The following is a 25,629-nucleotide window of genomic DNA, read 5'->3' on the forward strand; positions in this document are numbered from 1 at the left end:
TCCGATATGACGCATATCTATAAAGGTGTTTGCATTCTGTTGTGCATGCTGACGGTTACGGGCCGTGTCGCGGGACAGCAGCGCGCTGCCGCGGTGCGGCTCGGCGGTTCGGTGACCGACGAGCAGGGGCGGCCCGTGGTCGGAGCCAACATCGTCGCCTACGACGCCGGGCGCAAGCCGCACGGCACGGTGGCCGACGCCGCGGGCCGCTTCGTCTTCGACTGTCCGGCCGGGGCTTCGGAATTCCGTGTCCGCATGCTGGGCTACCGCGAGCGGGTGGTGAAGATCGTCGCCGGAAAGAGTTCCTACGACGTTCGCCTGACGGAGAGTTCCGAGAACGTCGCCGATGTCGTGGTCACCGGCTATGTGGACAAGAAAAAGGAGAGCTATACGGGCGCCACGCACGTCATACGCCGGGAGGAGATCGAAGCTATGGTGCACACCAACGTGCTGAACATCATTCAGCTGCGCACGCCGGGGTTCGAAATCTTCGACGACATCGCCAACGGCTCCGACCCCAACAAGGTCCCCGATATGGTGCTGCGCGGCCGCAGCAGTTTCATCGAGGACGACCGGACCAATGTCCCGCTTTTCATCCTCGACGGGACGGAGGTGGACATCTCCTATGTTTTCGATATGCCTTCGGACGACATCGAGTCGATCTCGGTGCTGAAAGATGCCGCGGCGACTTCGTTCTACGGCTCGAAAGCCGCCAACGGGGTGGTGGTCATCACCACGCGCCCGACGCAGGCCGGGCGGCTGCAAGTCAGTTACACCGGGAACTTTCAGGTCAGCGTTCCCGATTTGTCGGACTACCGCCTGCTCGATGCGCACGAGAAGCTCGAATACGAACGGCAGGCGGGCGTCTACGGCGATTTCTCGGGGAGCAACAGCAGCGATGTCGAGCGGCAGAAACAGTATTACGAGCGGCTCGCACGGGCCAATGCCGGAGTCAACACCGACTGGAAGCGGATGGCCCTGCGCACGGGATTCAACCACATCCACAACCTGATGCTTTCGGGCGGCAGCCAGGATTTCCGCTACAACGTTTCGGGCAGCTGCAACTCCACGACGGGTGTCATGGAGAAGTCGGACAAGGAGGTGGCGTCGCTGCACATCAACCTTACCTACGGCGACATGAACAGGCTCTTTTTCCAGAACATCGCTTCGCTGAGCCGCAACGCCTCGGACGACGTGCCTTACGGGAGCTTCTCGGACTATGTTCGGCTCAACCCTTACGACAGCCCCTACAATGCCGACGGATCGCTGAATAACGACCTGGCGTTCTACGCCGCCAATCCGCTTTACGAAAAGAACCTGAGCAGTTACATCAGAAGCCGTTCGGGCAGTTTCATCGACACGTTCCGCATCCGCTGGACGATCCTCTCTTCGCTGCGCGTCGAAGCCTCCTTCTCCTACACGCAGACCAAAAGCGAGGGCGAAACCTTCTACTCTCCGCTTTCGAAACGCTTCTACGACAAGGATGCGGCCAAGCGGGGCAGCTTCGACGTGTCGAACGGCACGGCCGTCACGCTTTCGGGCAATGCCTTCGTGGTCTTCAACAAGGGCTGGGGCCGCGACAACGCGAACCTGCTGAGTCTCACGGCGGGCGTCAACGTCGAGTCTGCGCAGTCCGAAAGTCATTCGTTCAGTGCGCTGGGTGTGCTCTCGGATAAGCTCGAACACCCCTCTATGGCCACGGGATTCGCCGAGAGCAGCCATCCCGGCGGCAGCGAGGACCGTTCGCGCATGCTGGGCTGCTACGTCAATGCCAACTACATCTGGGGCAACCGCTATTTCGTCGATCTCTCGTTCCGTTACGAAGGTTCTTCGAAATTCGGCGACGACAACAAATACGCTCCGTTCGGTGCGCTGGGCCTCGGCTGGAACCTCCACAAGGAGCGTTTCATGCGGGGCACCGCGGTCTCCCTGCTCAAACTGCGCGCCAGCATCGGCTATGTCGGCAATGCCGGATTCAGCCCCTATCAGGCGCAGCTGGCCTACCAGTACAGTTCGGATCTGCTCTATAACGGCAGCATCGGCGCCGTGCCGGTGTCGATGGTCAATCCCCGCCTGAAGTGGGAGCGCAGTCTCAAACGGAATTTCGGCGTCGATTTCGGGTTCTGGAACGACCGTGTGAACGGCAGCGCGGACATCTATTACGACACGACCAACGATCTGGTGATGACCATCGCCAAGCCCGATCACATCGGTTTCTCGAACGCCAAGGAGAACCTGGGCAAGATCCGCAACAGCGGCGTGGAACTGTCGCTGCGCGGCAATGTGCTTCGGCGCAGCCGTTCGAACCTGAATCTCTATCTCAACATGAGCCACAACCGGAACCGGATCGTGGAGATCAGCGACTACCTGAAAAACAAGAACAGGGAGAACGAGGAGAGTGCCGTTTCGTCGCTTCCGGCGGCTTTTTACGAGGAGGGCGAGTCGATGACGGCGCTCAAGGTGATGCGTTCGGTGGGAATCAATCTGGCGAACGGGCGCGAGGTTTTTATCCGCAGGGACGGTCAGCTGACCTACGAATACGACTACCGCGAAAAGCAGGTCGTGGGCGATACGACGCCCAAAGTGCAGGGCTCGTTCGGATTTTCGTTCGGCTGGCGGGCGTTCGACCTCTCGGCGACGTTCGCCTACCGCCTCGGGGCCACGGTTTACAACCAGACCCTCGCCACGAAGGTCGAGGGAACGGACCCTACGGCCAACGCCGACCGCCGGGTGTTCTACGACCGCTGGAAGGCTCCCGGCGACCGGGCGCTCTACAAGAACATCGCCAGCCGGGAGACCACGCCTCCGACCGACCGGTTCGTCGCTGCGGAGTATGCCCTTGAAGGTTCGTCGCTCAAACTCTCCTATTCGCTGCCGGACAGCTTCTGCCGCCGTCTTCACCTGCGGCGCATCCGCGTGGCGGCCTCGACGGGCGATTTGTTCAATATCTCGACCATCCGCCGCGAACGCGGTCTGGACTATCCCTTTGCGCGCGTCTTCCAGGCGTCGCTGACCGTAAACCTCTGACCGATGAAAAAACGCACCGTACTCCTTTCCGCGCTTCTCCTCTCCTCGGGCCTCGTGTCGTGCGATTTTCTCGACATCGACACCCCGGGCATCGTGAATAAGGACAAAATGTTCGAGAACGAGCAGGGATTCATCGACGCCATGAACGGCGTCTACGCCTCGTTGGCCGACGGCGATCTCTACGGCGAACAGCTCTCGTTCGGCTTCGTCGATGAGATCGCACAGCTTTACTACAACGACTACGAGGCCAGCGAAACGGTGCTCAACCGCACGTACGACCTCAAATACCGCGACGAGGACGTACGTGCGAAAGTCGATGCCGTCTGGTCGCGGGGCTACAACGTCATCGCCTCGGTGAACAGCGTGCTCGACAATGCCGCAGGGCGGGACTACGCGATTCTGCCCCGCATCCGCGGCGAGGCGCTGGCCATCCGGGCCTTCGTGCATTTCGACCTGCTGCGGCTCTTTGCTCCGAACATCGGGCGCGGCGATGAAGAGGCGATTCCCTATGTCGAGCACTTTTCGATCGACCCCGTTCGGCGGGGAACCGTGCGCGAGGTCTATGCACACATAGTCGGCGATCTGACCGAGGCCCACGAGCTGCTGCGGCAGGCCGGGCCCGTCGCAGGGCGCACGCCCGAAGAGCTTTACGTGACGCAGTATGCCGCCGCGGCCCTGCTGGCCCGCGTCTCGAACTGGGGCGGCGACCGCGAGACGGCCGAACGCTATGCCCTCGAAGCGCTGAAAGGCGGCTTCTCCTTCATCCGCGAGGAGCAGGTGAAAAACCTCTTCATGGGCTACACCGCCCGGACGGAGTGCATCTGGGGCCTGCACGCCCCCAAAATGTACCTCGACATCCGCAGCCGCCTCTATCCGACCCGGCTGACCGAGACCTTCAACATGGTGCGCGACAACTACCAGACGATTTTCCGGGTCTCCTCGTTCACCTCGGTCAACAACGACTACCGTTACCAAGCCTATTTCACCCGCACCAAGTGGGAGCATTCGGTCGTCACGCTGACCAAACTCTACGACAAGAACTACGACGAAGAGCAGACCGTGCCGAGCGGCCGCACGCCGGGCATCAATCTCGTGCGTCTGCCGGAACTCTTTTACATCCTCGCCGAATCGGTCTACGACCGCGATCCTGCGGCGGCGCTGGACTACCTGAACCGGGTCGTCACGGCCCGCGGCCTGCTGCCGCTCGAAGCCGGGGATATCGACACCCCCGGGAAGTTCCGCGACGAACTGATCAACGAGATCACCAAGGAGTATTGGGGCGAGGGGCAGATCTTTTTCACCAACAAGCGCTTCTGGCTGGCGATGGAGGGCGTGAACGGCAAGCGTCACGCGGCCAGCGACGAGACCTATGTGCTGCCGCTGCCGGAAAGCGAAAATTCGGAAGGCATAAACTGACGACGATGAAGACAACCCGCACGATCCGACTCTTTTTCGCTGCCGCGGCGCTGCTTGCGGCGGCCTGCGGCTACAAGGAGAGTTTTCCCTATTCGGGCGACGACAGGATCAATTTTACCGCCGATTCGCTCTACTTCTCTTTCGGTGCGGAGCCCTTTTCGGTGACCGACACCACCTTGATCGTCGGGGTCGAGATCGTCGGCTCTCCGTGTGAATACGACCGGGAGTACCGCATCGCGCTCGATGCGGAGCATACGACGGCCCGCCAGGGCGATCATTACGACGCCCTCCGGGAGTTGTATACGCTGCCGGCGAACGCCTCTTCGGCAGGCGTTCCGGTGCATGTCCACCGCCTGAATCTCGACGACGAAACGGTCTATGCCGTGCGGCTGCAACTGGCCGAGACCGGGGATTTCCGGTTGGGCGTGGCTGAAAACCGGGCCGTCAAGGTCTGCTTCACCAACCGGCTCGACTGTCCCGGCTGGTGGAATGAACTCTCCAAGTGGCTCGGAGAGTACAATGTCCGCAAATACCAGAAATTCATAGAACTCTACGGCCGGCCGATCACCGACAAGGACATTGCGGAGAACCGATACGGCATCCTGCGCGTTTTCAGGCAGGTGAAGGCGTATTTCGACGAGAATCCCGAATACGGGGTCCTCTTTCCCGATGTCGCATGGCCCGTCTGATCATATCGAACCGAATGTCTAACTCAAATAATTTGCACCATGAAAAAAATCTCTCTCCTGTTTCTGATCGCAGCCTTTGCGGGCTTTGTCTCCGTATCTTGCAGCGACGATCCCGAAGAAAAAGTCGTTCCGCCCGATGTCGAATCCGTGGCGGGCATCGAGCCGAGCTATGCCAAGGGCCAGCACGAATACCTCGAAATAACGCCCGACGTGTCGCTTTCGAACGACAACGAACAGGGCGTGACCTACGAGTGGAACATTGATTACAAAGTTGTCGGAACCGAAAAGGCTCTTTCGTACAAGTGCAGCGAGCTGGGCGATTTCAAGGGCTATTTCAAAGCCTCCAGTTCGACGGGCGCCAAGATCGTCGAATTCACGCTCCGCGTCTCCTCGCCCTACGACCGGGGACTGTTGCTGCTGAGCGAGACTTCCGAGGGTTCGATGCTCTCGTTCAAGCGTCTCGACGTGATGGAGACCCCGGTCAGCCCCTCGGCGTTCAAGGATAATAATCCCACGCTCTCGCTGGGAAAGACTCCGCTGGCGCTCTGCTGGAAGGGCGAAGGCATCACCTCGCCGAATGCGGCGTCGCTGACCGACGAAGATTACGAAGTGGTGATCGGCACGGGCGATCCGACCACGGTCTACACGCTCGATTCGAACACGCTGGAGGTCAAGAATACGATCGTTTACGACGGAGCGGGCGAATTCCATCCCAACCGCATTCTTTGTCCGCTGGGCGTGCAGGAGGTCTTGTGGCAGGGAGCGCTCTACTTCGTCGGCGGAGGGCGCGATTACATCATGACCGGAGAGAAAACGTTCGTACTGCCCGAAGAGGACGAAAAACTGCCCGACGGGGCGCAGATCGCCGATCATACCTGCTCGCTGATAACCGAATACGACGACCGCGTGCGCGTCTATTTCAACAACAGCACCAAAAAGCTGCTCTATGTATCGGCCGTGTTCGGTCTCGAAGTGGAGGAGGGCAGCACGGTCTGCGATGTAGAACCGATGAACCTGATGGCCTGCGACGGCATGTATTACAATCAGCGTTACGATCCGGGACATGTGATGCTGGTGGGCTCGAACGGCAGCAGCGTGAAGGTGTTTCGTTTTGCGACATCGGTCGGTATTGCCGATACCGAGGAGAAACTCAGCGAGATAGATGCCACGGGGCATATCCTGCCGACCTCGGCCACGGGTGTCAACCCTGTCAAACCGATGCTCTATTACTCGCGCGGGGGCGACATCTACCGGCTCAACTACGACGGCGGCAATTTCGATGCTTCGCCCTATATCTCGCTGGGCGGCGATTTCGACGTGAAGCAGATCGTTTTCAACCCTTTCGATGCCAACACGGTCTATATCGCCGCGGATAATCTCAGCGAGGCGGGCGAGATGAAAGCCTCGGTGTTTGTCTACGACGTGTCGGACAACACCTCGGCCGAAAAACTCTTCGAAGGCCATCGGGCCGGCGGCTCGGTCAAACAGTTGATCTACAAGGGTAACGGCAAGGAATACGAGTCGATTCCCGAAAGCGGGCAGTCGGCGTTGAGAAAACTCTTCCGCTGATCAGGCCCGATCCTGTCATCGAATGCCGGAAGCTGATCCACCGTTACGGCGAACGGCTGATTTATGAAAACCCGAGTTTCGAGGTCCCGCCCGCACGGGGCCTCGAACTTTTGGGTAGGGACAGCACGGGCAAGATCACGACCATCGACATCCGGGGCGCTTACTTTGTCCCGGAACGCCGGCCTGCTGGTGCTCGACGACTTTTCGATGGGGCTCGGTCCTGGCTATCGGCGTCTGTTCGTGGAGTGCCTGCGCGACTATGCCCGCGTCGAAGAGAAGCCGATTTTCCTTTCGCCGCCCCGATATGCTGCTGCCGTGGAACGCGTTGTTGGCCGTCTGCACATCCGGCGGGGATGCCAGAACTAATGCCGATTCCATGATGATGCGAACAAGCTCTGCATAAATCTCTTTTTTGGGGGCGCGAAGCTAATGTGTGCCGATCCGCTGAAAAGAGGTCGTTTCCTTTGTTATGTTGGATGATTCTTTATATCCAATCACGTTTATCTGATTTTTGCACTATCTTTATGGTCGGAATAATCGAATGCGTATGATGAAACGGAGTATAGGGACCTTATGCCTTGCCATGATATGCGCCTGTCCGCCCGCCCTCTGTGCGCAAGAGTTGTCCGAAGGAGTTTCGGCCGTGACCGTGAGCGTCGGCGCAGACGAGGCTTCGTCGTTCGGCATCGGGATGATCGGACTGATCAACACGACCTCGCCGTGGCCCGTATTCCCGATGCTGGTCTACCGGCATCGTTTCGATAAGAGATGGTCGATGGAGATCATGCCGCCGCAGTTCCGCCTGACTTGTGCTGTGAACCCGTCCAACCGGATTACGGCCGGGCTGGCCATCGACGGCGACCGCTTCTATGTCACGCCCCGCAATCCGCAGCTGCCGAAGGCCTGTCTGTACAGCAAAAAGCCTTATGCGGCCGGAATTGAAATTGAATAAAGTTCACTCGATTGCCCCGTCAAATCGGGATCAGGTTAATTTTGTACCAGATATGGGACGCCGAAAGTGTTGCTCCCTTTAGAGAATGCTAAAATTAGTTGTTTTATGGAAAAACCGAAACGTATTGTCACCAAGATCGGGAATGTGTTCTGTGTGCAGATCAGCCCGCATGAAAAGAAATATTTCCAATACATTGCCAATGATATGTTACAATTGAACAGCAGCGTTATAAGAGTTTTCGAACGCACTTATCCGACTGATCAAGAGCCCAAACTGACCGATGTGGTGCAGGGGGAGGTTGAATTCTATGCGCATACGGTACTGAGTTGGGGTATTCGCTTGGAGAAATGGACAAAAGTAGGTAAAGTTCCCTTTGAAGAACCGGTTATTGATGTCTGGTTTATGAATTGGTGTAGTGATGATATGACTAATATCCCAATCCGTTTACATATTTCGCCGCAAAAAAGATGGCGCATTTGGCGTATTGGAGATGCTGACTTTTCGTATGTTGAAAATGAAGCCTTTTCATACGATGGTTATGACCTTCATGTCCATAGCCCACTATTTAAGAATGAAAAATATCTTGAGGTGGGAAGCGTGATACCTGCGGTCGATATTGTTCATCGTATGCAGACCGGACGATATTATTACAAGAGACTCTGGCCACGGATGGATAAGGATGAATAAAATCCTATCTTCTCGATAATGATATCAATATTATATATTAGGACTTACCCGGACCCATGACAAGGTGTTCATTGTGAAATGAAATATTGAAGGAAGCCGACAGCAAACATCCGATCTGACGAACGCAAACTACATATAAATCTGCGATCTTTGCTTTGTGTATGTATTCAGATATGAAAAATACAAAACCAACACCCAATTTCACATTTTCGGATGTAAAATTGGGTGTCTATTTTATAAAAGATTGATTTTCAATCTTCCTTGCGGTGCGTAGGGGATTTTAATCCTCCGACGAAACGCGCCGTTTATCAGTAGGTTACGCTTGCTTTTGCAGTTTCGGGTCACAACGTGGTTATGCCGTTTCGACGCTCGAAAATCGACGTCCGCGAATGCCCGTCCTTCAAAGAACTTTCACGGTTCAAATGTAACCTATCTTTACAGAGTATCCAAATTTATAACCTAAAAATGTCTCAAATTTTACGGTTGTAAAAAGCGGTATTCGTCATATGATCGATAGATATTTTTTACCGATTGCCGGCAGATATGTTTCGAGCATATCGCTTGTTTTTATCCGCAAGCTGCACGTGTTGTCGTTGGGGTGGCAGACGAAATAATCCGACTCTGCCACCTCCTTATCTATCAGCAGTTGTATTTGGTTATTCGTGTCGAATAGCAATCCGAGAGGGCTGACGGCTCCCGGTTTCGCATGAAGAAGCTCGTCCAATTCTTTTTCCGATGCGAACGACAGATGAGAACAGCCGATACATTCCGAGAGTTCTTTGGACGACAGACGCTTGTTGCCAGGAAGCAATACCATGTAGTATTCCTTTTTGCGGGAGCGCAACAACAAGCACTTGCAGGGCATGGCGTCCAGTTTGCCGGCAATCTCCAACCCTGCCTCCACCGTATAAATCGGTTCATGAACCGATTTGCGACAGGCTATTCCCAACTCTTCGAGTTTGGCGACGATCATATCACTCGTTTTTCCCATACTCGGCTGTAAGTAAATCCATATCGTTGAAATAGTCGATGCGCATGGAATGGCGTACTTTGTCGAGCGTCTCGGCAGCCACGGTGCGAGCCGTCTCGCTACCCTGACGGAGCATGCTGAATACGGCCGGAATATCCTGTTCGTATTCTTTGCGACGACTGCGTATCGGAGCCAGTTCCTCCTGAAGAATCGCGTCGAGGAATTTTTTGACTTTTACATCACCCAATCCCCCGCGTCGATAGTGTGCCTTGAGTTCTTCGAGAGAACCGTATTCCGGCAGGTATTGCATAAAATGCTGCGGACGGCAAAAGGCATCGAGATAGGTAAATACAGTGTTTCCCTCGACTTTTCCGGGGTCGGTTACCCGCAGATGATCCGGGTCGGTAAACATCGTTTTGACACGTTTGCTTATATCGCTCTCCGAATCGGAAAGATAGATGCAGTTGCCGAGTGACTTGCTCATCTTGGCCTTGCCGTCGGTGCCGGGCAGACGCAGGCAGGCCGAATTGTCGGGGAGCAGTATTTCCGGTTCTACGAGCGTATCGCCGTAGGTGGCGTTGAAACGTCGGACGATTTCGCGTGCCTGTTCGATCATCGGTTCCTGATCTTCTCCGGCTGGAACAGTCGTAGCGTTGAATGCCGTAATATCGGCAGCCTGACTGATCGGATAAGTAAAGAACCCTACTGGAATATTCGCCTCGAAGTTGCGCATCTTGATTTCGGTTTTGACCGTAGGATTCCTTTGCAGGCGCGACACCGTTACGAGATTCATGTAGTAGAATGACAACTCGCACAGTTCAGGCACCTGCGATTGTATGAAAATCGTGCTTCGGGTCGGGTCGATACCGCAAGCAAGATAATCGAGCGCTACCTGAATGATGTTTTGACGTACTTTCTCCGGATTGTCGGCATTGTCGGTCAATGCCTGCGCATCGGCGATCATGATGTAGATTTTATCGAAGCCTCCCGAATTTTGGAGTTCGACACGGCGTTTCAACGAGCCGACATAGTGTCCGAGATGAAGACGGCCGGTCGGACGGTCGCCGGTAAGTATAATTTTATCCATGATTGAAATAGATTATTGATTCATTTTATTGCGGAATTCCTGCGGTGAAATGCCCTCCATCCGTCGGAAAAAACGGCACATATACGACGGATCTTTGAAGTGCAGTCGTGTCGCTATGTTTTTATCCGTCCAATCCGTATTGGACAGATAGTTTTTTATTGCCGTCAGGACCTGTCGGTCTATCAGATTTTTGGGCGATTCGTTCAGCACTTTGAACGTCACCTTATACAGATAGGATGTCGATATGCAAAGTTTATCGGCATAGAATGCGACGTCCCGATGGTCGAGGTGATATTTGGCAACAAGTTCAAGGAGGTTGGAAGCCAGCATCCTCGACCGATTGTCTTCTTTCAAGAACGAATCGTTTCCTGCAATCTGGAGTTCGGAATCTATCACCATCAACAAGTTGTGGACGCAGTTTTTCAAAACTTCGAGTTTGTAACTTTCGATAACATGATTCATGACCCACGTTATTTGTTGCCACCATGTGCGGATTTGGAGCAATTGCCTGTCGTTTAACGGGAATACGGGAGAATTATAAATAAAATTCCATAACCGGCTCGTCGTGACTTTATAGATAGGTTCTTCGATGAGATTATAGGGAAGCGTGATCACTATACATTCGAATTGTGCGGACATCTGCTCGAACATGACGATGTCGTCATAGAACATGACTCCCAGATATCCTTTGCGCATCGAATAGAGCTGATAGTTGATTTTACACTTTGCGCAACCGCTCTTGACAAACAATATGGCGCACCCTTTTATGAAGAACCGCTTGCCGCAATACGCTTTCATGTCGGAAATGTCGAGCGAGCACGTTTCCGAGAAATTGCCGGTATCCGATATTGAATTGACCATATTCGAGTTCTTTTACGGCAAAGTTATCGAATTCTTCCGCACGAAACGCTACGATTCCCGAAAAGTACCCGACACCGAAATAAAATGAACGTGCGGGATATATCTGTCCCGAAAAACACCAGACATGGAAATAAAATGCAATCCGTCGGCACAGACCATTTTCTACCTTTGCCCGCTAAAAAAAGGAATTATGGATAAAAACGAATCGAAAACAATGGATTTGGGAAGAGATAACGTAACGTCGTTGTTCTTCAGGTTGTTTTTCCCTACTCTTCTCGGCTTGTTGAGTATGGCTGCCGTTACAGCGATAAACGGAGCGTTTATCGGGCATGGAGTCGGAAGCGACGGTCTTGCCGCCGTCAACATTACCGTGCCTTTATGGATGGTTTTTTCCGGACTGGGACTGATGTTCGGAGCCGGATGTTCGGTCGTGGCTTCGTCTATGTTAGCAAATTCCGATGCGAATGCTGCCAAACTCCACGTTGCGGTCGCTTTCTCGTTTGCCAGCGCGATCACTATCGCCGTATCCGTTGCGGTAATGTGTTTCCCGGCCGCCACCGCCCGTCTTTTCGGAGCTTCCGAGCATCTGCTGCCGCTCGTAAGGGATTATCTCGCATTGGTCATGCCGTGTTTCGTATTCCAGATGTGGAGTGCCATCGGACTTTTTATCATTCGTTTGGACGGAGCGCCGAAGGTGGCCATGTGGTGTAATATCATCACGGCCATCTTGACACTCGGAGGCGACTATATGATGATTTATGTATGGGAAAAAGGATTGCAGGGAGTGGCCGTTTCGACTTGTGTTGCCATTGTTACCGGCGGGCTGATTGCGGCAATTTACATTCTTTTTTATGCCAAACAATTACGCTTCGCATGGGCATCGTTACGCCGGAGTTCTTTCGAATGTATCCTCCGAAGTATCGTATATCAGTGCAAAATCGGTTCGGCATCGCTGTTAGGAGAACTGATGCTTGCTGTTCTGGCATTCGTGGGCAACTATGTTTTCATGCGCTATCTCGGAGACAACGGTGTCGGAGCATTCGGTATCGCTTGTTACTATACGCCTTTTATTTTTATGATTTCGAATGCAATCATCCAGTCGGCACAACCGATTATCAGTTATAACAACAGCCGCAAGGCGTATGACCGTGTAGCACAAATCAAGCGTCTGTTATTCATTGCCGCTTTTATCGCAAGTTTATTGTTGACGCTCGTATTCGTGTTTATGCCCGATATGCTCGTCCATTTCTTTGTCGGCAAAGGCGATGCGGCTGCCCCGATAGCTATCGAGGGATTCCCTTATTTTGCGGCAGGCATTGTCTTTTTCATTCTCAATGTCTGTATCATCGGATATTTTCAAAGTCTTGAAATAATGGGACCGGCGCTCGTATTGATGTCTCTTAGGGGTTTCGCTCTGCTTGTTCCGGCTTTTCTGATTTTACCGAAGTGCTTGGGAACTTCCGGCATCTGGCTCGCCATGCCGACTTCCGAAGCCGCCACATTCTTATTCAGCGTCTATTTCCTTTTTAGAATCAAAAATAAGCGACAATATGAGAACTCGTAGATTTTTATTATCAATCGCACGCCCGTAATATTAAAGACCATGAACAAAAAAGAACTGATACGTGCCATATCCCGGGAAGTCACTCCGCCCATGTCGCAGGATAAAATCGCTTTGGTACTCGACGAAGCCGTCGAGATAACCAAGCGTACATTTGCGACAGGCGAACCTGTGAAATGGTCCGGATTCGGTTCTTTTGTTATGAAAGGCATGATAATTAGGAAATCTCTGTCGTGTCTTTTTGTCAACGCATGAATGCACTGGTCGACTCAAAATTATTCCGATTGTTATCGGTTTCCGATTCTTTTGACCGTGCAGAGGTCGAATCGGCCTACGACGATTTTCTCCGCACGGTCATCGAAGTCTGCGACAATACGACCGATTATAAACTGCTTTTTCGGATCTTGACGCATACGCAAGTACGACTGGAGATGTTGTATCCGTCGCGGACACGGGTTAAATCGGGCGCTGGCGAGGTATCAGCCTCCCGTTATATCGCAGCAGCTAAACGAATCGTCGAATCGGAGTTGAGTCTTTTGAATGAACGGGTCATGCATCCGTCGTTGTTTCAGCCGCCCCGTAAAAACGATATTCCGGATTTGTTTTGGAGTTCGGAGTTCACGAAGCGGGATTTGGTAGAGCTGCTCTCCGCTTTGGAGTATCTCGGTCCGATTTTGAATGCCGTGGGTAAATACGCTCCGTTTTCGGTGTTGGTGGCATTCGCCGAAAAGACGCTCAATGTTTCCTTGCCGAATGCCTATAAAATCCGCGAGGAGGTTTTGAATCGCAAGACGAAGAGTACGGATTTTTTGGAACGGCTGATCGATGCTCTGATCGAAAAGAGCACGAAATAAATGATCCAGCCCGATTAAGATGACAGGTGGGACTCTGTTGATAATTTGTTTTTATTTCTGAAATGCACTATATTTGCAGCATTAAAGAAATAAAATAGCAAATGACTTATCTGGAGTTCAGAACGCAGTTATTCGATTTGGGATGCTTCAGCATACGACAGGTGTATGCGTGGCAGCCCGATTTCGATCGCAATAATCTGACAAGATGGATCAAGAAGGGATTGCTCGTCCGGCTGCGGCAGGAGTATTTCGCTTTTCCGGAATATCTCCGACGACCGGATTTCGCGCAATATATCGCCAATCGGATCTACCGACCCTCTTATATCAGTCTGCATACGGCTCTATCGTTCTACGGATTGATTCCGGAGGCGGTCGTGCAGATAACGAGCGTATCGACGCTCAAAACAGCGACCTTCCGCAATCCATTCGGCGAATACTCCTATAAAAGTATCAAGAACGAATTGATGTTCGGCTACGAACCTCGTTCGATAGCCGACGGGCGAACGCTCCTTTTCGCAACGCCGGAGAAGGCGTTGCTCGATTTGCTCTATCTGTATCCGTTTTACGACAAGGAAGAGGAATTGGAACAGCTGCGGCTCGATGAAGATTATATGCAGGAGGAGCTGGATCGGGAACGGTTCGGCGAATATCTCGGTCGGTTCCGGAGCAAGGCTCTCGAAAAGCGGACGGCTGTGCTGATGAAAATTTACGAATTATGATCGATATGGATTTCGTGCGGGGATACTTTCCTCCGCAGATGCGCGAAAATGCGCTTTTCGACAAACACATGCTCAAGGAGTATCTCCAGTCTATGATTCTGGATTTTCTCTCCTCGACGCCCTACATGCGTAAGATGGCCTTTATCGGCGGTACGAACCTGCGGCTCATCAAAGGTATCGACCGTTTCTCCGAAGACTTGGATTTCGACTGCAAGGAGATGGACAAGGAGGAGTTCATGCGGATGACCGACGAAGTGCTGACTTTCTTGCATCGCAGCGGACTCGCGGTCGAAGCGAAGGATCGGGAAAATCCGAAATTGACCGCGTTTCGGCGCAACATCCATTTTCCGCAACTGCTGTTCGATCTCGAACTGACCGGACATCGAGACGAACGATTTTTAATAAAAATCGAAACGCAAGATCAAGGTATAGCCTATACGCCGACGATCGCCAACGTAAAGGTGTGCGGCTTCTTCTTTCCTTTGCCCGTGCCGCCCGACGGCGTACTCTGTGCTATGAAACTCGCCGCATTGCTCGCGCGCGGCAAGGGACGCGATTTCTACGATGCGATGTTTCTCTTGAGCAGAACCGCTCCCGATTTCGATTTCCTGAAAGCCCGCTGCGGAATCGGCTCGTCCGAAGAGTTGAAAACGGCCGTGCGGAAGATGCTCGAAACGACCGATCTGAATGTCAAGAAGCGCGACTTCGAGCACCTGCTGTTCGACCGGAGGAATGCGGACAAAATACTGCGGTTCGGTGAATTCATGGAGAGCATCTGACCGAAAAAGTATCCGTCGTATGCACCGGGAGGGATTTCAGTTCTACAAGCCGTGTAAGGTGTTACAGCCTTATATCAGGTACTATTGGGCATTCCGAAGCCATCGGCCGATGAGTGTTCTGACCGTTCCGGTCGGTTGTCCGCAGATCATCTTTCACAAGCGGACACCGCTCTATATTCCCGAACTCGACGTCGAGCAAGCCAGGCTGACCGTAAGCGGTCAGGTCGATTTTCCCGCTCGGCTCTGTACCGACGGCGACACCGAGATGATCGTGGTCGTATTCTGTCCCCAGTCGATGGGCGTATTCTTGCACCTGCCCGTTTCGCTGCTTTACAATCGGGAGGTTCCGGGGTACGACCTCGAAAATCGAAGTCTGCACGAATTGGCGGAGCGAATTTTCGACTGCAGCGACGATGCGCTCTGTGTCGGTCTCATCGAACATTGGTTATTGTCGCAGCTTGCAGCAACGATCTGCCGGGACGGTCGATACGGTAGCGCGGAGACGAATCTCCGAAGAATCGATGCGACCGTAAAACGGATATTCGCCGAGCCACGGACCTCGGTTGCAGAGTTGGCTTCGGATGCCTGTCTCGGCAAAAAGCAATTCGAACGGATATTCGATTCGTTCGTCGGTATAACTCCGAAAGCATACGCCGGTATCGTCCGGTTCCATAAAGCACTGTGGTATATGCAGCATCGGCAAGACGATAGGAACTATGCGCAGATCGCACTATCGAGCGGCTATGCGGATCAGTCGCATTTCATCCGGGAATTCAAACGATTCACCGGACATACTCCCGTATCCTTATCGAAATCGGCGTATCCCTATTCGGATTTATTTACCGACCCTGCATAATGTCCCTTTCATTCTATTTCTTGCAGAATGCTTCCGCTACTTTTGTTGTCTGATTCAAGAACAAAAGTATGAAAGAAGTAAATCCGAAAGAGACGACCCGCGCCTATGCCTTCGAGATGTGGATGCAGGCGCCCATGCCGATGGTGACGTTTTTCCGGACGCTCGATGTGTCGCGTCTGGTCCGGATTTCGCGCCGGAAAGGATCGAAGTTCAACATGCTGATGTGCTGGTGCATCGGCCGTGCTGCAAGCGGCATCAAGGAGTTTTATATGTTGCCTGTCGGCGACAAGTTAATACGGTACGATACGATCGCGGTCAATACTATCGTCGCCGACCGACGGGGTGAGGTCAGCTCATGCGACATTCCCTTTTCGGACGATCTGCAACGGTTCAACGACGACTATCTGCGACTTACACGGCAGGTGGCCGAATCGTGTACGAACCACGATCTGCCCGACTGCATGGTTATCGGCACTTCGGCGTTGGCGCAGTATGAGATCGATGGTGCCGTAGGCATGTACAGCGGCGTATTCAACAATCCGTTCATGATTTGGGGCAAATGCCGGCGCCGTTGGCTGAAGACTACGCTTACGGTCTCTTTCCAGTTCCACCACACCCAGATGGACGGCGCCCATGCGGCGCGCTTCCTCGACGCTTTGCAAAAGGAGATCGATACGTTGACCGTATAACCGAGTAAATGCAGGGCAGCGGAGGGCGATCATAAAATCGAAGCGGAGTTTTTGAATTTCGATTTTTTTCATGTAATTTTGTATTACTATGAAGTGGCAACGCTGCATATAACTATCCTGCTCCGGGTGTGTCGGGGAGTCTCTCTTCGGCATAGATTCATTATGCTCCTATCTCCCGGAATTTTCAATCGATTATTCGAACAACAAGATCGCAACCCTTGCGAGGGGTTGCATTACTATATCGATAATACAAATGATGACAAAAATATATCCCCGTACCGGGGACCTGCAAACGGTTTATCTGAATTCTGTAGTCCGCGATCCGTCGATCGAGGTCGGCGACTATACGATTTACAACGATCTCGTGAACGATCCATGCGATTTCGAGCGGAATAACGTGTTGTATCACTATCCGGTCCATCGCGAACGGCTCGTTATCGGCAAGTTTTGTTCGATTGCCTGCGGCGCGAAATTCCTGTTCAACTGCGCCAATCACTCGCTGCGGTCGTTGTCCACCTATACCTTCCCGCTCTTTTACGAGGAGTGGGGACTGGATCGGGCCGATGTCGCGTCGGCTTGGGACGATAAGGGCGACATCGTCATCGGCAACGACGTCTGGATCGGATTCGAGGCGGTCATCTTGTCCGGCGTTCATATCGGCGACGGCGCGATCATCGGAGCACGGGCAGTTGTAACGAAAGATGTTCCGGCTTATACGATCGTCGGCGGAGTACCTGCACGCGAGATCCGTAAGCGGTTCGATGCGGATACGATCGACCGCTTGCTGCAATTGCGATGGTGGGATTGGCCGATCGATAAAATACGGGGAAATATTCCGCATATCACGAATGGGGGACCGGATGCATGTTGTTCGTCGGATATTCGCAGATATTTATGAATCCGTTAATCGACACGCCTTTCATAAACTTATTATTCACGCTTCGTCCTTGTCGTCGAGAAGAATTGGAATCGGCCTACGACGATTTTCTCCGCACGGTCATCGAAGTCTGCGACAATACGACCGATTATAAACTGCTTTTTCGGATTTTGACGCATACGCAAGTACGACTGGAAATGTTGTATCCGTCGCGTACACGGGTTAAATCGAACGTTGGCGAGGTATCTGCCTCCCGTTATATCGCAGCAGCCAAACGAATCGTCGAATCGGAATTGTGCTTGTTGAATGAACGGGTCGTGCATCCGTCGTTGTTTCAGCCGCCCCGCAAAAACGATATTCCGGATTTGTTTTGGAGTTCGGAGTTCACGAAGCGGGATTTGGTAGAGCTGCTCTCCGCTTTGGAGTATCTCGGTCCGATTTTGAATGCCGTGGGCAAATACGCTCCGTTTTCGGTGTTGGTGGCATTCGCCGAAAAGACGCTCAATGTTTCCTTGCCGAATGCCTATAAAATCCGCGAGGAGGTGTTGAACCGCAAGACGAAGAGTACGGATTTTTTGGAACGGCTGATCGATGCTCTGATCGAAAAGAGCGCGAAATAGACATATTGAATAGCAGGCGAATAGAAATATTCTTGCGGGTAGTAATGCGGGTACTGCCCGCATTTTATTTTTCGACTATTCGGAACTTTGTCCACGGAAATCGAAACGGAAAGATTATGAAATTAGACGCTATCATCGAAGATATGCAGGGTTGCATCTTCTCGCTGCAACAGCGGGTCGAAGAGTTGAAGACGATGGACGACAAGTCGGCCGAAACGATTCTGATGACCCGTCAGGAGGCTGCCGATCTGATCGGCAAGTCGCTGCGGCAATTGGATCGGGATTGCCGGCGATACGGCATCCGAAAGGTCCATGCCAACGGAGGAATCCGAATCCCCAAAATCGACCTGCTCGTGCATATGGGGCTGGTTGCACGACCGGCGGAGCCGCGCCAAAGCGAATTGCAACGGGTATTAGGCAGATTCGGACGACGATGAACTACCTTGCGGAGGTAAAACTCTTCAACGAGTGGCTCGAAACCGAACAGCTGCCGTCCAATGCCATCGTATTGTGGTATGCCTTGATGTTCACGGCGAACCGCTGCGGCTGGCGCGACGAATTCGCAGTATCGTTCTCCGTATTGCAGAGCCGCACGAAACTCGACCGATCGACCGTCTGGCGGATGCGTAAGGTTTTGGCGGATAGAGGTATTATCTCCGTGGAGGAGCGGGGTGGCAATCGGAGTGCGCTTTATCGGCTGCATTCGTTCGAGTGGCTGTTTGCGTCGCAACGTACTGCGCTGACTGCAACGCAATCCGACACGAATCCGTCCGAAGCGTTGCAAGGTGCGACGCTGTCTGCAACCGTACATAGACTGAACAGAGATTTTTCTGAAAAAGAAAAAACAAGCAAAAAAGAAAAAGGGCGTTCGGCGGGCGAAGAGAGAAAAAGTTGCGCGAAAAAGAGAAAAATGCCGCGTTTGAACCGAGCGCAGTTCCTCTCGACGCTCGATCCGGCGTGGCGAGAGCCGATGACTGTATGGCTGGAGTACAAGCGTACTCGTCGCGAGAGTTATCGCAGCGAGTCGGGAGCGAGGAAATGCCTGTCGCTGCTGCGCAGCCTTTCGGGCGAGGATCCGACGGTTGCTGCCGCCATCATCGACCGCAGCATCGCTAACAACTGGGCGGGGCTGTTCCCGTTGCAACCGGCACAGCCTGCGCGAGGACAGCATCCCGGACAGATCATCCATCCTGCGACCGACGAACGAACCCGACGGTTGTTGGAAAAACTCGACCGCAAATAAAATGTGGGACAATGACCTCTTTGCGCAAATACCGACGAAACTATTTTCACACGACAAAACGACACACCGTATGAACCGCATCGCATCGCTTATCGACCGCATGGTCGCAGACAAACGCCTCGTCGTCCGTTCGCCGCACAACCTCTCGTGGGGCGACAAGGACTATTGCGAGGGTCTGTTCTGCGAAATCTTCCGGAGGGTCGATACCTCGATCGTGCGCTACCGCCACCTGCCCGAGTATGCCGGGATCATCGACTGGATGACCTCGACCGAAGGGCGCGGACTGCTGCTCTACGGCGATTGCGGACGCGGCAAGAGCATCATTCTTACGGGCGTCGTTCCCGTGCTGCTGGCGATGAAGGAGCGGATGACGGTCGCCATTCACGCCGACGAACTCTCCAAGCCTTACGACCTCGCCCTGCGGACCGCCGGATACGATGTGCATACGACGAACCTCGACTACCTGACCCGCACGGCCTATCCAATTATCGACGAGTTGGGTGTCGAGCCGCTCGTGAATGACTACGGCGAGAAGTACGAGGGTTTCAACCGCGTCATCAACGCTGCCGAACGCTATCTGCGGCCATTGTTCATCTCGACGAACCTCACCCGTGAACAACTGCTTCGCCGTTACGGAGAGCGGACTTTCGACCGATTGACGCGCTTGTGCCGTCCGGTGAGGTTCGAAGGCGAGAGCCTGCGCTGATAATCGAAAAACAGAACACGATATGAAACTGCAACGAATCATTCATCATTTGGAAGACGGCCGCCGCAAGTATGTGACCCATAATGGCGAGATGGAGAAATGGACGGAGGTCGAAATCGAAAACCTCCGCCGGAATACGGAACAGTACGGTCCGGCAGCCTATACCGCCGACTTCGCCAAGTACGGCATCTCCGCTCGCGAGCTTCGCGAACGCTATCCCGATGCGAAGATCATCCGCATCGTCGGCTTCGAGACCGAGGATCACGACCTGCCGTTGAACCCCGAAATCATCTTCTGACGATGCCGCACCTCAAACGTACCGTCCGCCGTCCGTGGCTGCCGGAGCATAAGCCGCAGTCGGGACGCCGCCACGCCAACACGGAGTTCTACCGTTCCGCCGCATGGCGGAAACTGCGCCTCGTCAAATTGGAACAGCAACCGCTGTGCGAGGAGTGCCTGAAACACGACCGGCATACTCCGGCGCAGATAGTCGACCACATCGTCCCGATCAATCGGGGCGGGGCGCCGCTCGACTTGCAGAACCTGCAATCCCTCTGCAACTCCTGCCACAACCGCAAGAGCGCTCGGGAGCGAAGATAACACGATGTCGAACCTCTAAAACGAATGCCTATGATGTAAAGCGAGCAGGCGGTACGAAGACCTTGAATCGATATTGTAAATCGAATATGGGAGAGATTGGCTGTTGGAAAAAATCTTTTCGTATCGCCTGCATTTTTATCATAGACCTGACGACTATGCGAACGACCCTTAACCTGAATGAAATCATCTCCGAATGGATTTCGGAGTGCGACATACTCCCCGCCACCAAGCGGGACTACCGGCGCAAAATCGCGCTGTGGTTCCGGTGGCTGTCGGCGCACGATGTCGATACCCGTTCGCCGGAGCGTCGGCACGTTCTGGAGTACAAACAGCAGCTGCAAGCCGAAGGCAAGAGCGTCTATACCGTGAACAGCCTCGTTACGATCCTCAAGCTGTTTTACGGCTTTTGCGAGCGACAGGGCTACTACGACAATATCGCTGCCGGGATCCGCAGCAGCAAACGCCATACGGAGCACAGCAAACTGCCGCTGACGGCGGAGCAGGCGTTCCGGCTGTTGGACAGCATCGATACCTCGACCGCCATCGGACGCCGCGACCGACTGATGATTTCGCTGATGCTCTTCAACGGGCTTCGCACATGCGAGGCGGAGCGTATCGACATCGGCGACTTCGCCGAGTGCGAGGGGCAACCGATCCTCCGCATCCAGCGCAAGGGGCGCACGGACAAGAACGAGATCGTCGTGCTGCATCCCGACACGGTCGCGTGGCTGGAGGAGTATATCGCCGATAGGGACTTCGACAGCGACACTCCGCTCTTCGTATCCCATAAGGCGCAATGCGACAACCGGCTTGTGCGACAGACGATCGGGCGGATCATCAAACAACGCCTCGCCCGCATCGGCATCTCGCATCCGAAGATCTCGGCACATTCGCTCCGTCATACGTTCGGGGCGCTGATGGTCGAACAGGGCATAGACATCGAGACGATCAAGGATATGATGGGACACTCCGATACGAAGACCACGCGCATCTATATCGAGATGGCGCAGCAGCGACGACTGCTCCATCACTCGCCGTCGATGACCATAGGCGATGCGATATTGAACAGCGGCGGCAAACCGCACCGATGATTGAAGTACAGTGAATTAATGAATTACGCTATATGTTTAACGGACAAAACATTGCGATTTTACGTAACTCGCTGAAACCCGATAGTGGGTATCAAAGAGTTGCGTGATCGAGGTACGCTCCCGACCGAAGACGGGGAGGGGTCGAAAATCCTTCGTGCCCTGCGGAAAGCAATCGCGCCCCAAGTCTTCTGTACGCGCGTGCAGAATCGAGGGAAACGGGAAAATCCGTATAGCGAGAATAAAATGCTCTTTGAAATATCGAACGGAATCAATACTCGATTTTGAAATAGTCGAGTACCGCCTTGTAGTTGTCTTGCGCCGTCAGGCAAGTGTCTGTCAGATACTCCCGAACTTCCGGCCAGCGTTGCAGACCGCGATAGTAGAACATCTTCAGGTCGTCCGTGATGATGAACGGCACGATGCCGTTGGCCAGACACTCCTTGAACATCATGAGCCGCCCGACACGTCCGTTGCCGTCCTGAAACGGATGGATAGTCTCGAAGCGCTGGTGTAGATCGAGGATATCCGTCAACGATTTCTGTCGCTTGGCATTGTATTCGGCAAGCAACGCTTTCATCTCCCGACCTACGTTCTCGGGTGCGGTCGTTTCGTTGCCGCCTACTTCGTTGGGCAGACGTTTGTAGGCACCCACGGCGAACCACTCCTTGCGGCTGTCGGATGTTCCCGACTTGAGTAGGGCGTGCAGCTCCTTGATCAGCGATTCGGTCAGCCGCTCCTCGGCACGGTCGATCACGAGGTCGATACAGCGGAAGTGGTTCGTCGTCTCGATAATGTCGTCTACACGGACGCTTTCGCCCTCGATACCGACAGTGTTCGTCTCGAAGATATAGCGCGTCTGGTCATGCGTCAGTCGGCTGCCTTCGATGTGGTTGGAGTTATAGGTCAGATCGATCTGCGTCTTGTGGTAAATGCCGCCTTTGAGCTGCATAGCCTTTTGCTCGCGCAGGGCAGCGAGTAACGGCGACAGCTTCGAGCGGCGGCGTTTGCGTGCGGGCAAAGCGGCATCGGCGGGAATGTTCCATGTTTTTCCCGTGAGGAATGCGCCCTCGATTTTACCTTCGGCGCAATAATTCCGCGCCGTGCGTTCCGAAATGCTGTACTTCTCGGCGAATGCGACTACTGAAATATACTCCATAAACTCCGTCTATCGGCAAGTTCGATTCCGATTTCGATGCCAAAGATAGCAATATTTGCCGGTATCGGCAAATTATAAATAGAATTTCTATTTGGATAATGCAATGTTAAAATGACGAAAGGACGCAAGAAAATACCTGATGAATTGAAATCCTTACGGGGTACGGACCAGCCGTGCCGGATGACCGGTGACGCCATTCCTGCCGGAACCGCTGTCGCGGCATTGCCGCGCTCCGGATTGAAAGGTACGGCGAGGAAGGTGTTCGAGGTCGTGGCGACGGAGTTGATCCACAAATGCCTGCTCGATGTCGTCGGTGTGGACTTGGTCGTCGCCTACGCTCGCGAGATGGGGCTGTACCACGACATGATGCGCGAAACCGAAAAAGAGGGATACACCATCGAAGCGATGACGAAACACGGTACGGCGACGATCGTCAACCCCAAGCGCAAGGTCGCGGAAGCGGCACTCGCCAACGCCAAGGCGCTGGCTGCCGAGTTCGGGTTGACGCCTGCCAGTCGCAGCCGCGTGGCGGCCTTGCTTTCGGATAATACCCCGAAAGACGATTTCGCCGAGTTCGAGGAGATAAAGTAGATTATCGCAATATGGCTGTTGTCAAGAAATATCCCGCCGAACTTTATGCCGAGCAGGTGCGCTCCGGCGAGATTCTCGTCTGCGAGTATGTCCGCCTCGCCGTCGAGCGTTACTACGCCGACCTCGACCGTGCGCTCGACAAAGGATGGTACTTCGATAAGAAAGCCGCAATGCGCGCTATCCGTTTCATCGAGAAACTCAAACATACCAAGGGCGAGTGGGCGGGACAGCGGTTCCGACTGGAGCCGTGGCAGCAGTTCGTGCTGTGGAATATCTTCGGGTGGAAGAATGCCGACGGCACGCGCCGCTTCCGATACGCTTATATCGAGATCGCCTGCAAGAACGGCAAAACCGCACTGTCTGCCGGCATCGGGCTGTATATGCTCTTCGCCGATGGCGAGAGCCGCCCGGAGGTCTACTCGGCCGCGACGGTCAAGGATCAGGCGAAAATCTGTTTTTCGGATGCTGTGGAGATCGTCAAGGCGACTGACCTGAAAAACTACCTCACGCCATATCGCAACTCGATCGTCTATGAACTCAAAGGCGGTACGATGAAGCCTCTCTCGTCCGATTACGGCACGCACGACGGTCTGAATCCGAGTTGCGGTATCATCGACGAGTTCCATGCCCACAAGGACAGCGGAATGTTCGACGTCATCAAGTCGGCTTTCGGCGCACGGCGGCAACCGCTCATGTTCATCATCACGACGGCGGGCTTCGACAAGTCGGGAGTCTGCTATGCCTATCGGGAGAACGTCATCAAAGTGCTGCGCGGCGTGAACGAGGACGATTCGTTGTTCGGCATCATCTACACGCTCGACGATAAATCGGAGTGGGATGACCCGACGATGTGGATCAAGGCCAATCCCAACCTCGGCGTGAGTTTGAGCGCCGACTATCTCGCCGACCAAGTGAAAGACGCCAAGAACCGTCCCGAAGCCGTCCGCAACGTGATGACGAAGAACGTCGATCTGTGGGTCGATGCTGAGCGGACATGGATACTCGACGACGTTTGGCAAAAGTGCATCGGTACGACCGACCCTGCCGATTTGAAAGGCTGCGCTTGCTGGGGCAGATTGGACCTCTCGAATGTATCGGACATTACGGCTTACGTGCTGCTCTTCCACGAGAACGACCGATTCCAGTTGCTGCCGCACTTTTGGATTCCCGAAGAGAAGATGCTGGAAAAGGTCCGCAAAGAGAATATCAACTACGACAAGTGGGCGGCAGAGGGCTATGTAACCGTTACGCCGGGCAATGTCATCGATTACGACTTCGTCAAGGCGGATATCCTGCGTATCGTGGCCGACTACGATCTGCGGACCTCGGCTTACGACCGCTGGAACTCTTCGCAGACGATCATCGACTTGCAGAACGAGGGGATGGAGTGCAACCCCTTCGGACAGGGCTACGGCTCGATGTCGGCGCCGACCAAGGAGTTCGAGAAACTGGTGCTGACCGGGAAGATCGAACACTTCGGCAATCCGGTCTTGCGGTGGATGCTCGCATCGACGCTCGTCAAGACCGATCCTGCGGGCAATATCAAACCCGACAAGGAGAAATCGACGCAGAAGATCGACGGCATCGTCGCCTCGATCATGGCACTCGGAGAGTGGATGACGGCACAGGCCGACGACGAGAGCAACCCGTATGAAAACAGAGGACTATTAACCTTATAACACGATATGAATATGAGTAGCAGAAAAATGAACCGAAAGCAATACAAGCGTTATCATTCGCCGGTCATCGCCGCCGAGCGCGAGAAAGTCGAGGCGGAACTGTCGGCGATGAATCCGCTCGAACCCGAAGTGCGACATTTCCTCTCGTTCGAGGGCTTCGCGGAACTCTACCTCCGTATGCGTGACCTTTATCCGACGCAGTTGGAGGCTTACGAACGATTGGAGGATTTCTACATCACCATCACCGGTAAGCGCAGATACTCCGAATTCAGTTCATTCAGGAGGGTGTTGAATAGGATGAGAAAAAGCTTCTAATTAATATCGAGTAATTTTAAATTTGCTATATTTGT

The 25,629-nt window shown here is 53.8% G+C and carries 28 protein-coding genes and 1 pseudogene; 25 read left to right on the plus strand and 4 right to left on the minus strand.

Annotation, left to right across the window (positions count from 1 at the left end; all coding sequences use genetic code 11):
* The first annotated feature begins 45 nt into the window (after positions 1-45).
* The 7 genes and pseudogenes from WMO46_RS04800 (at position 46) to WMO46_RS04830 (ending at position 8,340) form a co-directional block, all read left to right on the plus strand.
* Positions 46-3,027, plus strand: coding sequence for a SusC/RagA family TonB-linked outer membrane protein (locus WMO46_RS04800; protein WP_349093926.1), 2,982 nt, complete (start codon positions 46-48; stop codon positions 3,025-3,027).
* Positions 3,028-3,030: 3 nt separating this feature from the next.
* Complete coding sequence (locus WMO46_RS04805; RefSeq protein ID WP_129652082.1) at positions 3,031-4,443, plus strand: RagB/SusD family nutrient uptake outer membrane protein; 1,413 nt, start codon at positions 3,031-3,033, stop codon at positions 4,441-4,443.
* A gap of 5 nt (positions 4,444-4,448) precedes the next feature.
* Positions 4,449-5,132, plus strand: coding sequence for a DUF4843 domain-containing protein (locus WMO46_RS04810; RefSeq protein WP_302588172.1), 684 nt, complete (start codon positions 4,449-4,451; stop codon positions 5,130-5,132).
* 39 nt (positions 5,133-5,171) lie between these two features.
* Positions 5,172-6,701, plus strand: coding sequence for a hypothetical protein (locus WMO46_RS04815; protein WP_349093927.1), 1,530 nt, complete (start codon positions 5,172-5,174; stop codon positions 6,699-6,701).
* Positions 6,701-6,995: pseudogene (locus WMO46_RS04820) on the plus strand (hypothetical protein); the annotation flags it as partial. The gene WMO46_RS04815 and the pseudogene WMO46_RS04820, both read left to right, overlap by 1 nt.
* Positions 6,996-7,251: 256 nt before the next feature.
* On the plus strand, positions 7,252-7,653 hold the full coding sequence (locus tag WMO46_RS04825; RefSeq protein WP_129652085.1) for a hypothetical protein: 402 nt from the start codon (positions 7,252-7,254) through the stop codon (positions 7,651-7,653).
* A 105-nt stretch (positions 7,654-7,758) separates the two neighbouring features.
* Positions 7,759-8,340, plus strand: a complete 582-nt coding sequence (locus WMO46_RS04830) for a hypothetical protein (RefSeq protein WP_019150408.1) — start codon at positions 7,759-7,761, stop codon at positions 8,338-8,340.
* Positions 8,341-8,842: 502 nt separating this feature from the next.
* On the opposite strand, the gene WMO46_RS04835 is transcribed toward WMO46_RS04830, so the two are convergent.
* Genes WMO46_RS04835 through WMO46_RS04845 form a run of 3 tightly spaced genes read right to left on the minus strand, consistent with a single transcriptional unit; the run spans position 8,843 to position 11,258 of the window.
* Complete coding sequence (locus WMO46_RS04835; protein WP_129652087.1) at positions 8,843-9,313, minus strand: prolyl-tRNA synthetase associated domain-containing protein; 471 nt, start codon at positions 9,311-9,313, stop codon at positions 8,843-8,845.
* 1 nt (position 9,314) lies between these two features.
* A complete protein-coding gene (trpS, locus tag WMO46_RS04840; protein ID WP_129652088.1) occupies positions 9,315-10,397 on the minus strand; it encodes a tryptophan--tRNA ligase in 1,083 nt (360 codons plus the stop codon).
* 12 nt (positions 10,398-10,409) lie between these two features.
* Positions 10,410-11,258 (minus strand): helix-turn-helix domain-containing protein, encoded by an 849-nt coding sequence (locus WMO46_RS04845; protein WP_129652089.1) that lies wholly within the window; start codon positions 11,256-11,258, stop codon positions 10,410-10,412.
* Between the two features lie 190 nt (positions 11,259-11,448).
* On the opposite strand from WMO46_RS04845, the gene WMO46_RS04850 reads away from it, so the two are divergent.
* The 15 genes from WMO46_RS04850 to WMO46_RS04915 all read left to right on the plus strand — a co-directional run bounded on the left by WMO46_RS04850 (position 11,449) and on the right by WMO46_RS04915 (position 21,853).
* Positions 11,449-12,822: an MATE family efflux transporter gene (locus WMO46_RS04850; RefSeq protein WP_129652090.1), complete on the plus strand. Its 1,374-nt coding sequence runs from the start codon at positions 11,449-11,451 to the stop codon at positions 12,820-12,822.
* A 39-nt stretch (positions 12,823-12,861) separates the two neighbouring features.
* Positions 12,862-13,074: an HU family DNA-binding protein gene (locus WMO46_RS15600; RefSeq protein WP_129652091.1), complete on the plus strand. Its 213-nt coding sequence runs from the start codon at positions 12,862-12,864 to the stop codon at positions 13,072-13,074.
* Complete coding sequence (locus WMO46_RS04855; RefSeq protein WP_129652092.1) at positions 13,071-13,673, plus strand: RteC domain-containing protein; 603 nt, start codon at positions 13,071-13,073, stop codon at positions 13,671-13,673. The genes WMO46_RS15600 and WMO46_RS04855 overlap by 4 nt, the downstream gene beginning before the upstream one ends.
* Before the next feature lie 101 nt (positions 13,674-13,774).
* Entirely contained in the window at positions 13,775-14,392 is a 618-nt protein-coding gene (locus tag WMO46_RS04860; protein ID WP_129652093.1) for a type IV toxin-antitoxin system AbiEi family antitoxin domain-containing protein, read from the plus strand.
* Positions 14,389-15,171: a nucleotidyl transferase AbiEii/AbiGii toxin family protein gene (locus WMO46_RS04865; RefSeq protein WP_129652094.1), complete on the plus strand. Its 783-nt coding sequence runs from the start codon at positions 14,389-14,391 to the stop codon at positions 15,169-15,171. The genes WMO46_RS04860 and WMO46_RS04865 overlap by 4 nt, the downstream gene beginning before the upstream one ends.
* 19 nt (positions 15,172-15,190) lie before the next feature.
* A complete protein-coding gene (locus tag WMO46_RS04870; RefSeq protein WP_349093928.1) occupies positions 15,191-16,027 on the plus strand; it encodes a helix-turn-helix domain-containing protein in 837 nt (278 codons plus the stop codon).
* A gap of 68 nt (positions 16,028-16,095) precedes the next feature.
* Complete coding sequence (locus tag WMO46_RS04875; RefSeq protein ID WP_129652096.1) at positions 16,096-16,716, plus strand: CatA-like O-acetyltransferase, family 2; 621 nt, start codon at positions 16,096-16,098, stop codon at positions 16,714-16,716.
* A gap of 253 nt (positions 16,717-16,969) precedes the next feature.
* Positions 16,970-17,614 (plus strand): CatB-related O-acetyltransferase, encoded by a 645-nt coding sequence (locus WMO46_RS04880; RefSeq protein WP_129652097.1) that lies wholly within the window; start codon positions 16,970-16,972, stop codon positions 17,612-17,614.
* Positions 17,611-18,213, plus strand: a complete 603-nt coding sequence (locus WMO46_RS04885; protein ID WP_165357789.1) for an RteC domain-containing protein — start codon at positions 17,611-17,613, stop codon at positions 18,211-18,213. Before WMO46_RS04880 ends, WMO46_RS04885 begins: the two co-directional genes overlap by 4 nt.
* Before the next feature lie 116 nt (positions 18,214-18,329).
* The gene (locus WMO46_RS04890; RefSeq protein WP_129652099.1) at positions 18,330-18,650 is read left to right on the plus strand and encodes a hypothetical protein; all 321 of its coding nucleotides are present in this window, start codon (positions 18,330-18,332) and stop codon (positions 18,648-18,650) included.
* Positions 18,647-19,456 (plus strand): hypothetical protein, encoded by an 810-nt coding sequence (locus WMO46_RS04895; RefSeq protein ID WP_129652100.1) that lies wholly within the window; start codon positions 18,647-18,649, stop codon positions 19,454-19,456. The genes WMO46_RS04890 and WMO46_RS04895 overlap by 4 nt, the downstream gene beginning before the upstream one ends.
* A 70-nt stretch (positions 19,457-19,526) precedes the next feature.
* Positions 19,527-20,162, plus strand: a complete 636-nt coding sequence (locus tag WMO46_RS04900) for a P-loop NTPase family protein (protein ID WP_129652101.1) — start codon at positions 19,527-19,529, stop codon at positions 20,160-20,162.
* 22 nt (positions 20,163-20,184) lie between these two features.
* Positions 20,185-20,460 carry a hypothetical protein gene (locus tag WMO46_RS04905; protein WP_165357790.1) on the plus strand — a complete coding sequence of 92 codons (276 nt, stop codon included), beginning with the start codon at positions 20,185-20,187 and terminating at the stop codon, positions 20,458-20,460.
* Between the two features lie 2 nt (positions 20,461-20,462).
* Complete coding sequence (locus tag WMO46_RS04910) at positions 20,463-20,762, plus strand: HNH endonuclease signature motif containing protein (RefSeq protein ID WP_165357791.1); 300 nt, start codon at positions 20,463-20,465, stop codon at positions 20,760-20,762.
* A 155-nt stretch (positions 20,763-20,917) separates the two neighbouring features.
* Positions 20,918-21,853, plus strand: coding sequence for a tyrosine-type recombinase/integrase (locus WMO46_RS04915; protein ID WP_349093929.1), 936 nt, complete (start codon positions 20,918-20,920; stop codon positions 21,851-21,853).
* Positions 21,854-22,121: 268 nt separating this feature from the next.
* On the opposite strand, the gene WMO46_RS04920 is transcribed toward WMO46_RS04915, so the two are convergent.
* Positions 22,122-23,009: a Fic family protein gene (locus tag WMO46_RS04920; protein ID WP_349093930.1), complete on the minus strand. Its 888-nt coding sequence runs from the start codon at positions 23,007-23,009 to the stop codon at positions 22,122-22,124.
* A 144-nt stretch (positions 23,010-23,153) separates the two neighbouring features.
* Here WMO46_RS04920 and WMO46_RS04925 point away from each other — a divergent pair, with 144 nt between their 5' ends.
* The 3 genes from WMO46_RS04925 to WMO46_RS04935 are packed head-to-tail and all read left to right on the plus strand — an operon-like array spanning position 23,154 to position 25,594.
* Positions 23,154-23,600: a phage terminase small subunit P27 family gene (locus WMO46_RS04925; RefSeq protein WP_349093931.1), complete on the plus strand. Its 447-nt coding sequence runs from the start codon at positions 23,154-23,156 to the stop codon at positions 23,598-23,600.
* Between the two features lie 11 nt (positions 23,601-23,611).
* Positions 23,612-25,279, plus strand: a complete 1,668-nt coding sequence (locus WMO46_RS04930) for a terminase large subunit (RefSeq protein WP_349093932.1) — start codon at positions 23,612-23,614, stop codon at positions 25,277-25,279.
* Positions 25,280-25,306: 27 nt separating this feature from the next.
* Positions 25,307-25,594: a hypothetical protein gene (locus WMO46_RS04935; RefSeq protein WP_129652106.1), complete on the plus strand. Its 288-nt coding sequence runs from the start codon at positions 25,307-25,309 to the stop codon at positions 25,592-25,594.
* Positions 25,595-25,629 lie beyond the last annotated feature (35 nt).

The sequence above is a fragment of the Alistipes intestinihominis genome (assembly GCF_040095975.1).
In the GTDB taxonomy this organism is placed as follows: Bacteria; Bacteroidota; Bacteroidia; order Bacteroidales; family Rikenellaceae; genus Alistipes; species Alistipes senegalensis.

What these genes read in the sequence shown, in the direction of transcription:
- WMO46_RS04800 (WP_349093926.1), top strand. Translation starts at nt 46, where the DNA reads ATGCTGACGGTTACGGGCCGTGTCGCGGGACAGCAGCGCGCTGCCGCG.
- WMO46_RS04805 (WP_129652082.1), top strand. Translation starts at nt 3,031, where the DNA reads ATGAAAAAACGCACCGTACTCCTTTCCGCGCTTCTCCTCTCCTCGGGC.
- WMO46_RS04810 (WP_302588172.1), top strand. Translation starts at nt 4,449, where the DNA reads ATGAAGACAACCCGCACGATCCGACTCTTTTTCGCTGCCGCGGCGCTG.
- WMO46_RS04815 (WP_349093927.1), top strand. Translation starts at nt 5,172, where the DNA reads ATGAAAAAAATCTCTCTCCTGTTTCTGATCGCAGCCTTTGCGGGCTTT.
- WMO46_RS04825 (WP_129652085.1), top strand. Translation starts at nt 7,252, where the DNA reads ATGAAACGGAGTATAGGGACCTTATGCCTTGCCATGATATGCGCCTGT.
- WMO46_RS04830 (WP_019150408.1), top strand. Translation starts at nt 7,759, where the DNA reads ATGGAAAAACCGAAACGTATTGTCACCAAGATCGGGAATGTGTTCTGT.
- WMO46_RS04835 (WP_129652087.1), bottom strand. Translation starts at nt 9,313, where the DNA reads ATGATCGTCGCCAAACTCGAAGAGTTGGGAATAGCCTGTCGCAAATCG.
- trpS (WP_129652088.1), bottom strand. Translation starts at nt 10,397, where the DNA reads ATGGATAAAATTATACTTACCGGCGACCGTCCGACCGGCCGTCTTCAT.
- WMO46_RS04845 (WP_129652089.1), bottom strand. Translation starts at nt 11,258, where the DNA reads ATGGTCAATTCAATATCGGATACCGGCAATTTCTCGGAAACGTGCTCG.
- WMO46_RS04850 (WP_129652090.1), top strand. Translation starts at nt 11,449, where the DNA reads ATGGATAAAAACGAATCGAAAACAATGGATTTGGGAAGAGATAACGTA.
- WMO46_RS15600 (WP_129652091.1), top strand. Translation starts at nt 12,862, where the DNA reads ATGAACAAAAAAGAACTGATACGTGCCATATCCCGGGAAGTCACTCCG.
- WMO46_RS04855 (WP_129652092.1), top strand. Translation starts at nt 13,071, where the DNA reads ATGAATGCACTGGTCGACTCAAAATTATTCCGATTGTTATCGGTTTCC.
- WMO46_RS04860 (WP_129652093.1), top strand. Translation starts at nt 13,775, where the DNA reads ATGACTTATCTGGAGTTCAGAACGCAGTTATTCGATTTGGGATGCTTC.
- WMO46_RS04865 (WP_129652094.1), top strand. Translation starts at nt 14,389, where the DNA reads ATGATCGATATGGATTTCGTGCGGGGATACTTTCCTCCGCAGATGCGC.
- WMO46_RS04870 (WP_349093928.1), top strand. Translation starts at nt 15,191, where the DNA reads ATGCACCGGGAGGGATTTCAGTTCTACAAGCCGTGTAAGGTGTTACAG.
- WMO46_RS04875 (WP_129652096.1), top strand. Translation starts at nt 16,096, where the DNA reads ATGAAAGAAGTAAATCCGAAAGAGACGACCCGCGCCTATGCCTTCGAG.
- WMO46_RS04880 (WP_129652097.1), top strand. Translation starts at nt 16,970, where the DNA reads ATGATGACAAAAATATATCCCCGTACCGGGGACCTGCAAACGGTTTAT.
- WMO46_RS04885 (WP_165357789.1), top strand. Translation starts at nt 17,611, where the DNA reads ATGAATCCGTTAATCGACACGCCTTTCATAAACTTATTATTCACGCTT.
- WMO46_RS04890 (WP_129652099.1), top strand. Translation starts at nt 18,330, where the DNA reads ATGAAATTAGACGCTATCATCGAAGATATGCAGGGTTGCATCTTCTCG.
- WMO46_RS04895 (WP_129652100.1), top strand. Translation starts at nt 18,647, where the DNA reads ATGAACTACCTTGCGGAGGTAAAACTCTTCAACGAGTGGCTCGAAACC.
- WMO46_RS04900 (WP_129652101.1), top strand. Translation starts at nt 19,527, where the DNA reads ATGAACCGCATCGCATCGCTTATCGACCGCATGGTCGCAGACAAACGC.
- WMO46_RS04905 (WP_165357790.1), top strand. Translation starts at nt 20,185, where the DNA reads ATGAAACTGCAACGAATCATTCATCATTTGGAAGACGGCCGCCGCAAG.
- WMO46_RS04910 (WP_165357791.1), top strand. Translation starts at nt 20,463, where the DNA reads ATGCCGCACCTCAAACGTACCGTCCGCCGTCCGTGGCTGCCGGAGCAT.
- WMO46_RS04915 (WP_349093929.1), top strand. Translation starts at nt 20,918, where the DNA reads ATGCGAACGACCCTTAACCTGAATGAAATCATCTCCGAATGGATTTCG.
- WMO46_RS04920 (WP_349093930.1), bottom strand. Translation starts at nt 23,009, where the DNA reads ATGGAGTATATTTCAGTAGTCGCATTCGCCGAGAAGTACAGCATTTCG.
- WMO46_RS04930 (WP_349093932.1), top strand. Translation starts at nt 23,612, where the DNA reads ATGGCTGTTGTCAAGAAATATCCCGCCGAACTTTATGCCGAGCAGGTG.
- WMO46_RS04935 (WP_129652106.1), top strand. Translation starts at nt 25,307, where the DNA reads ATGAACCGAAAGCAATACAAGCGTTATCATTCGCCGGTCATCGCCGCC.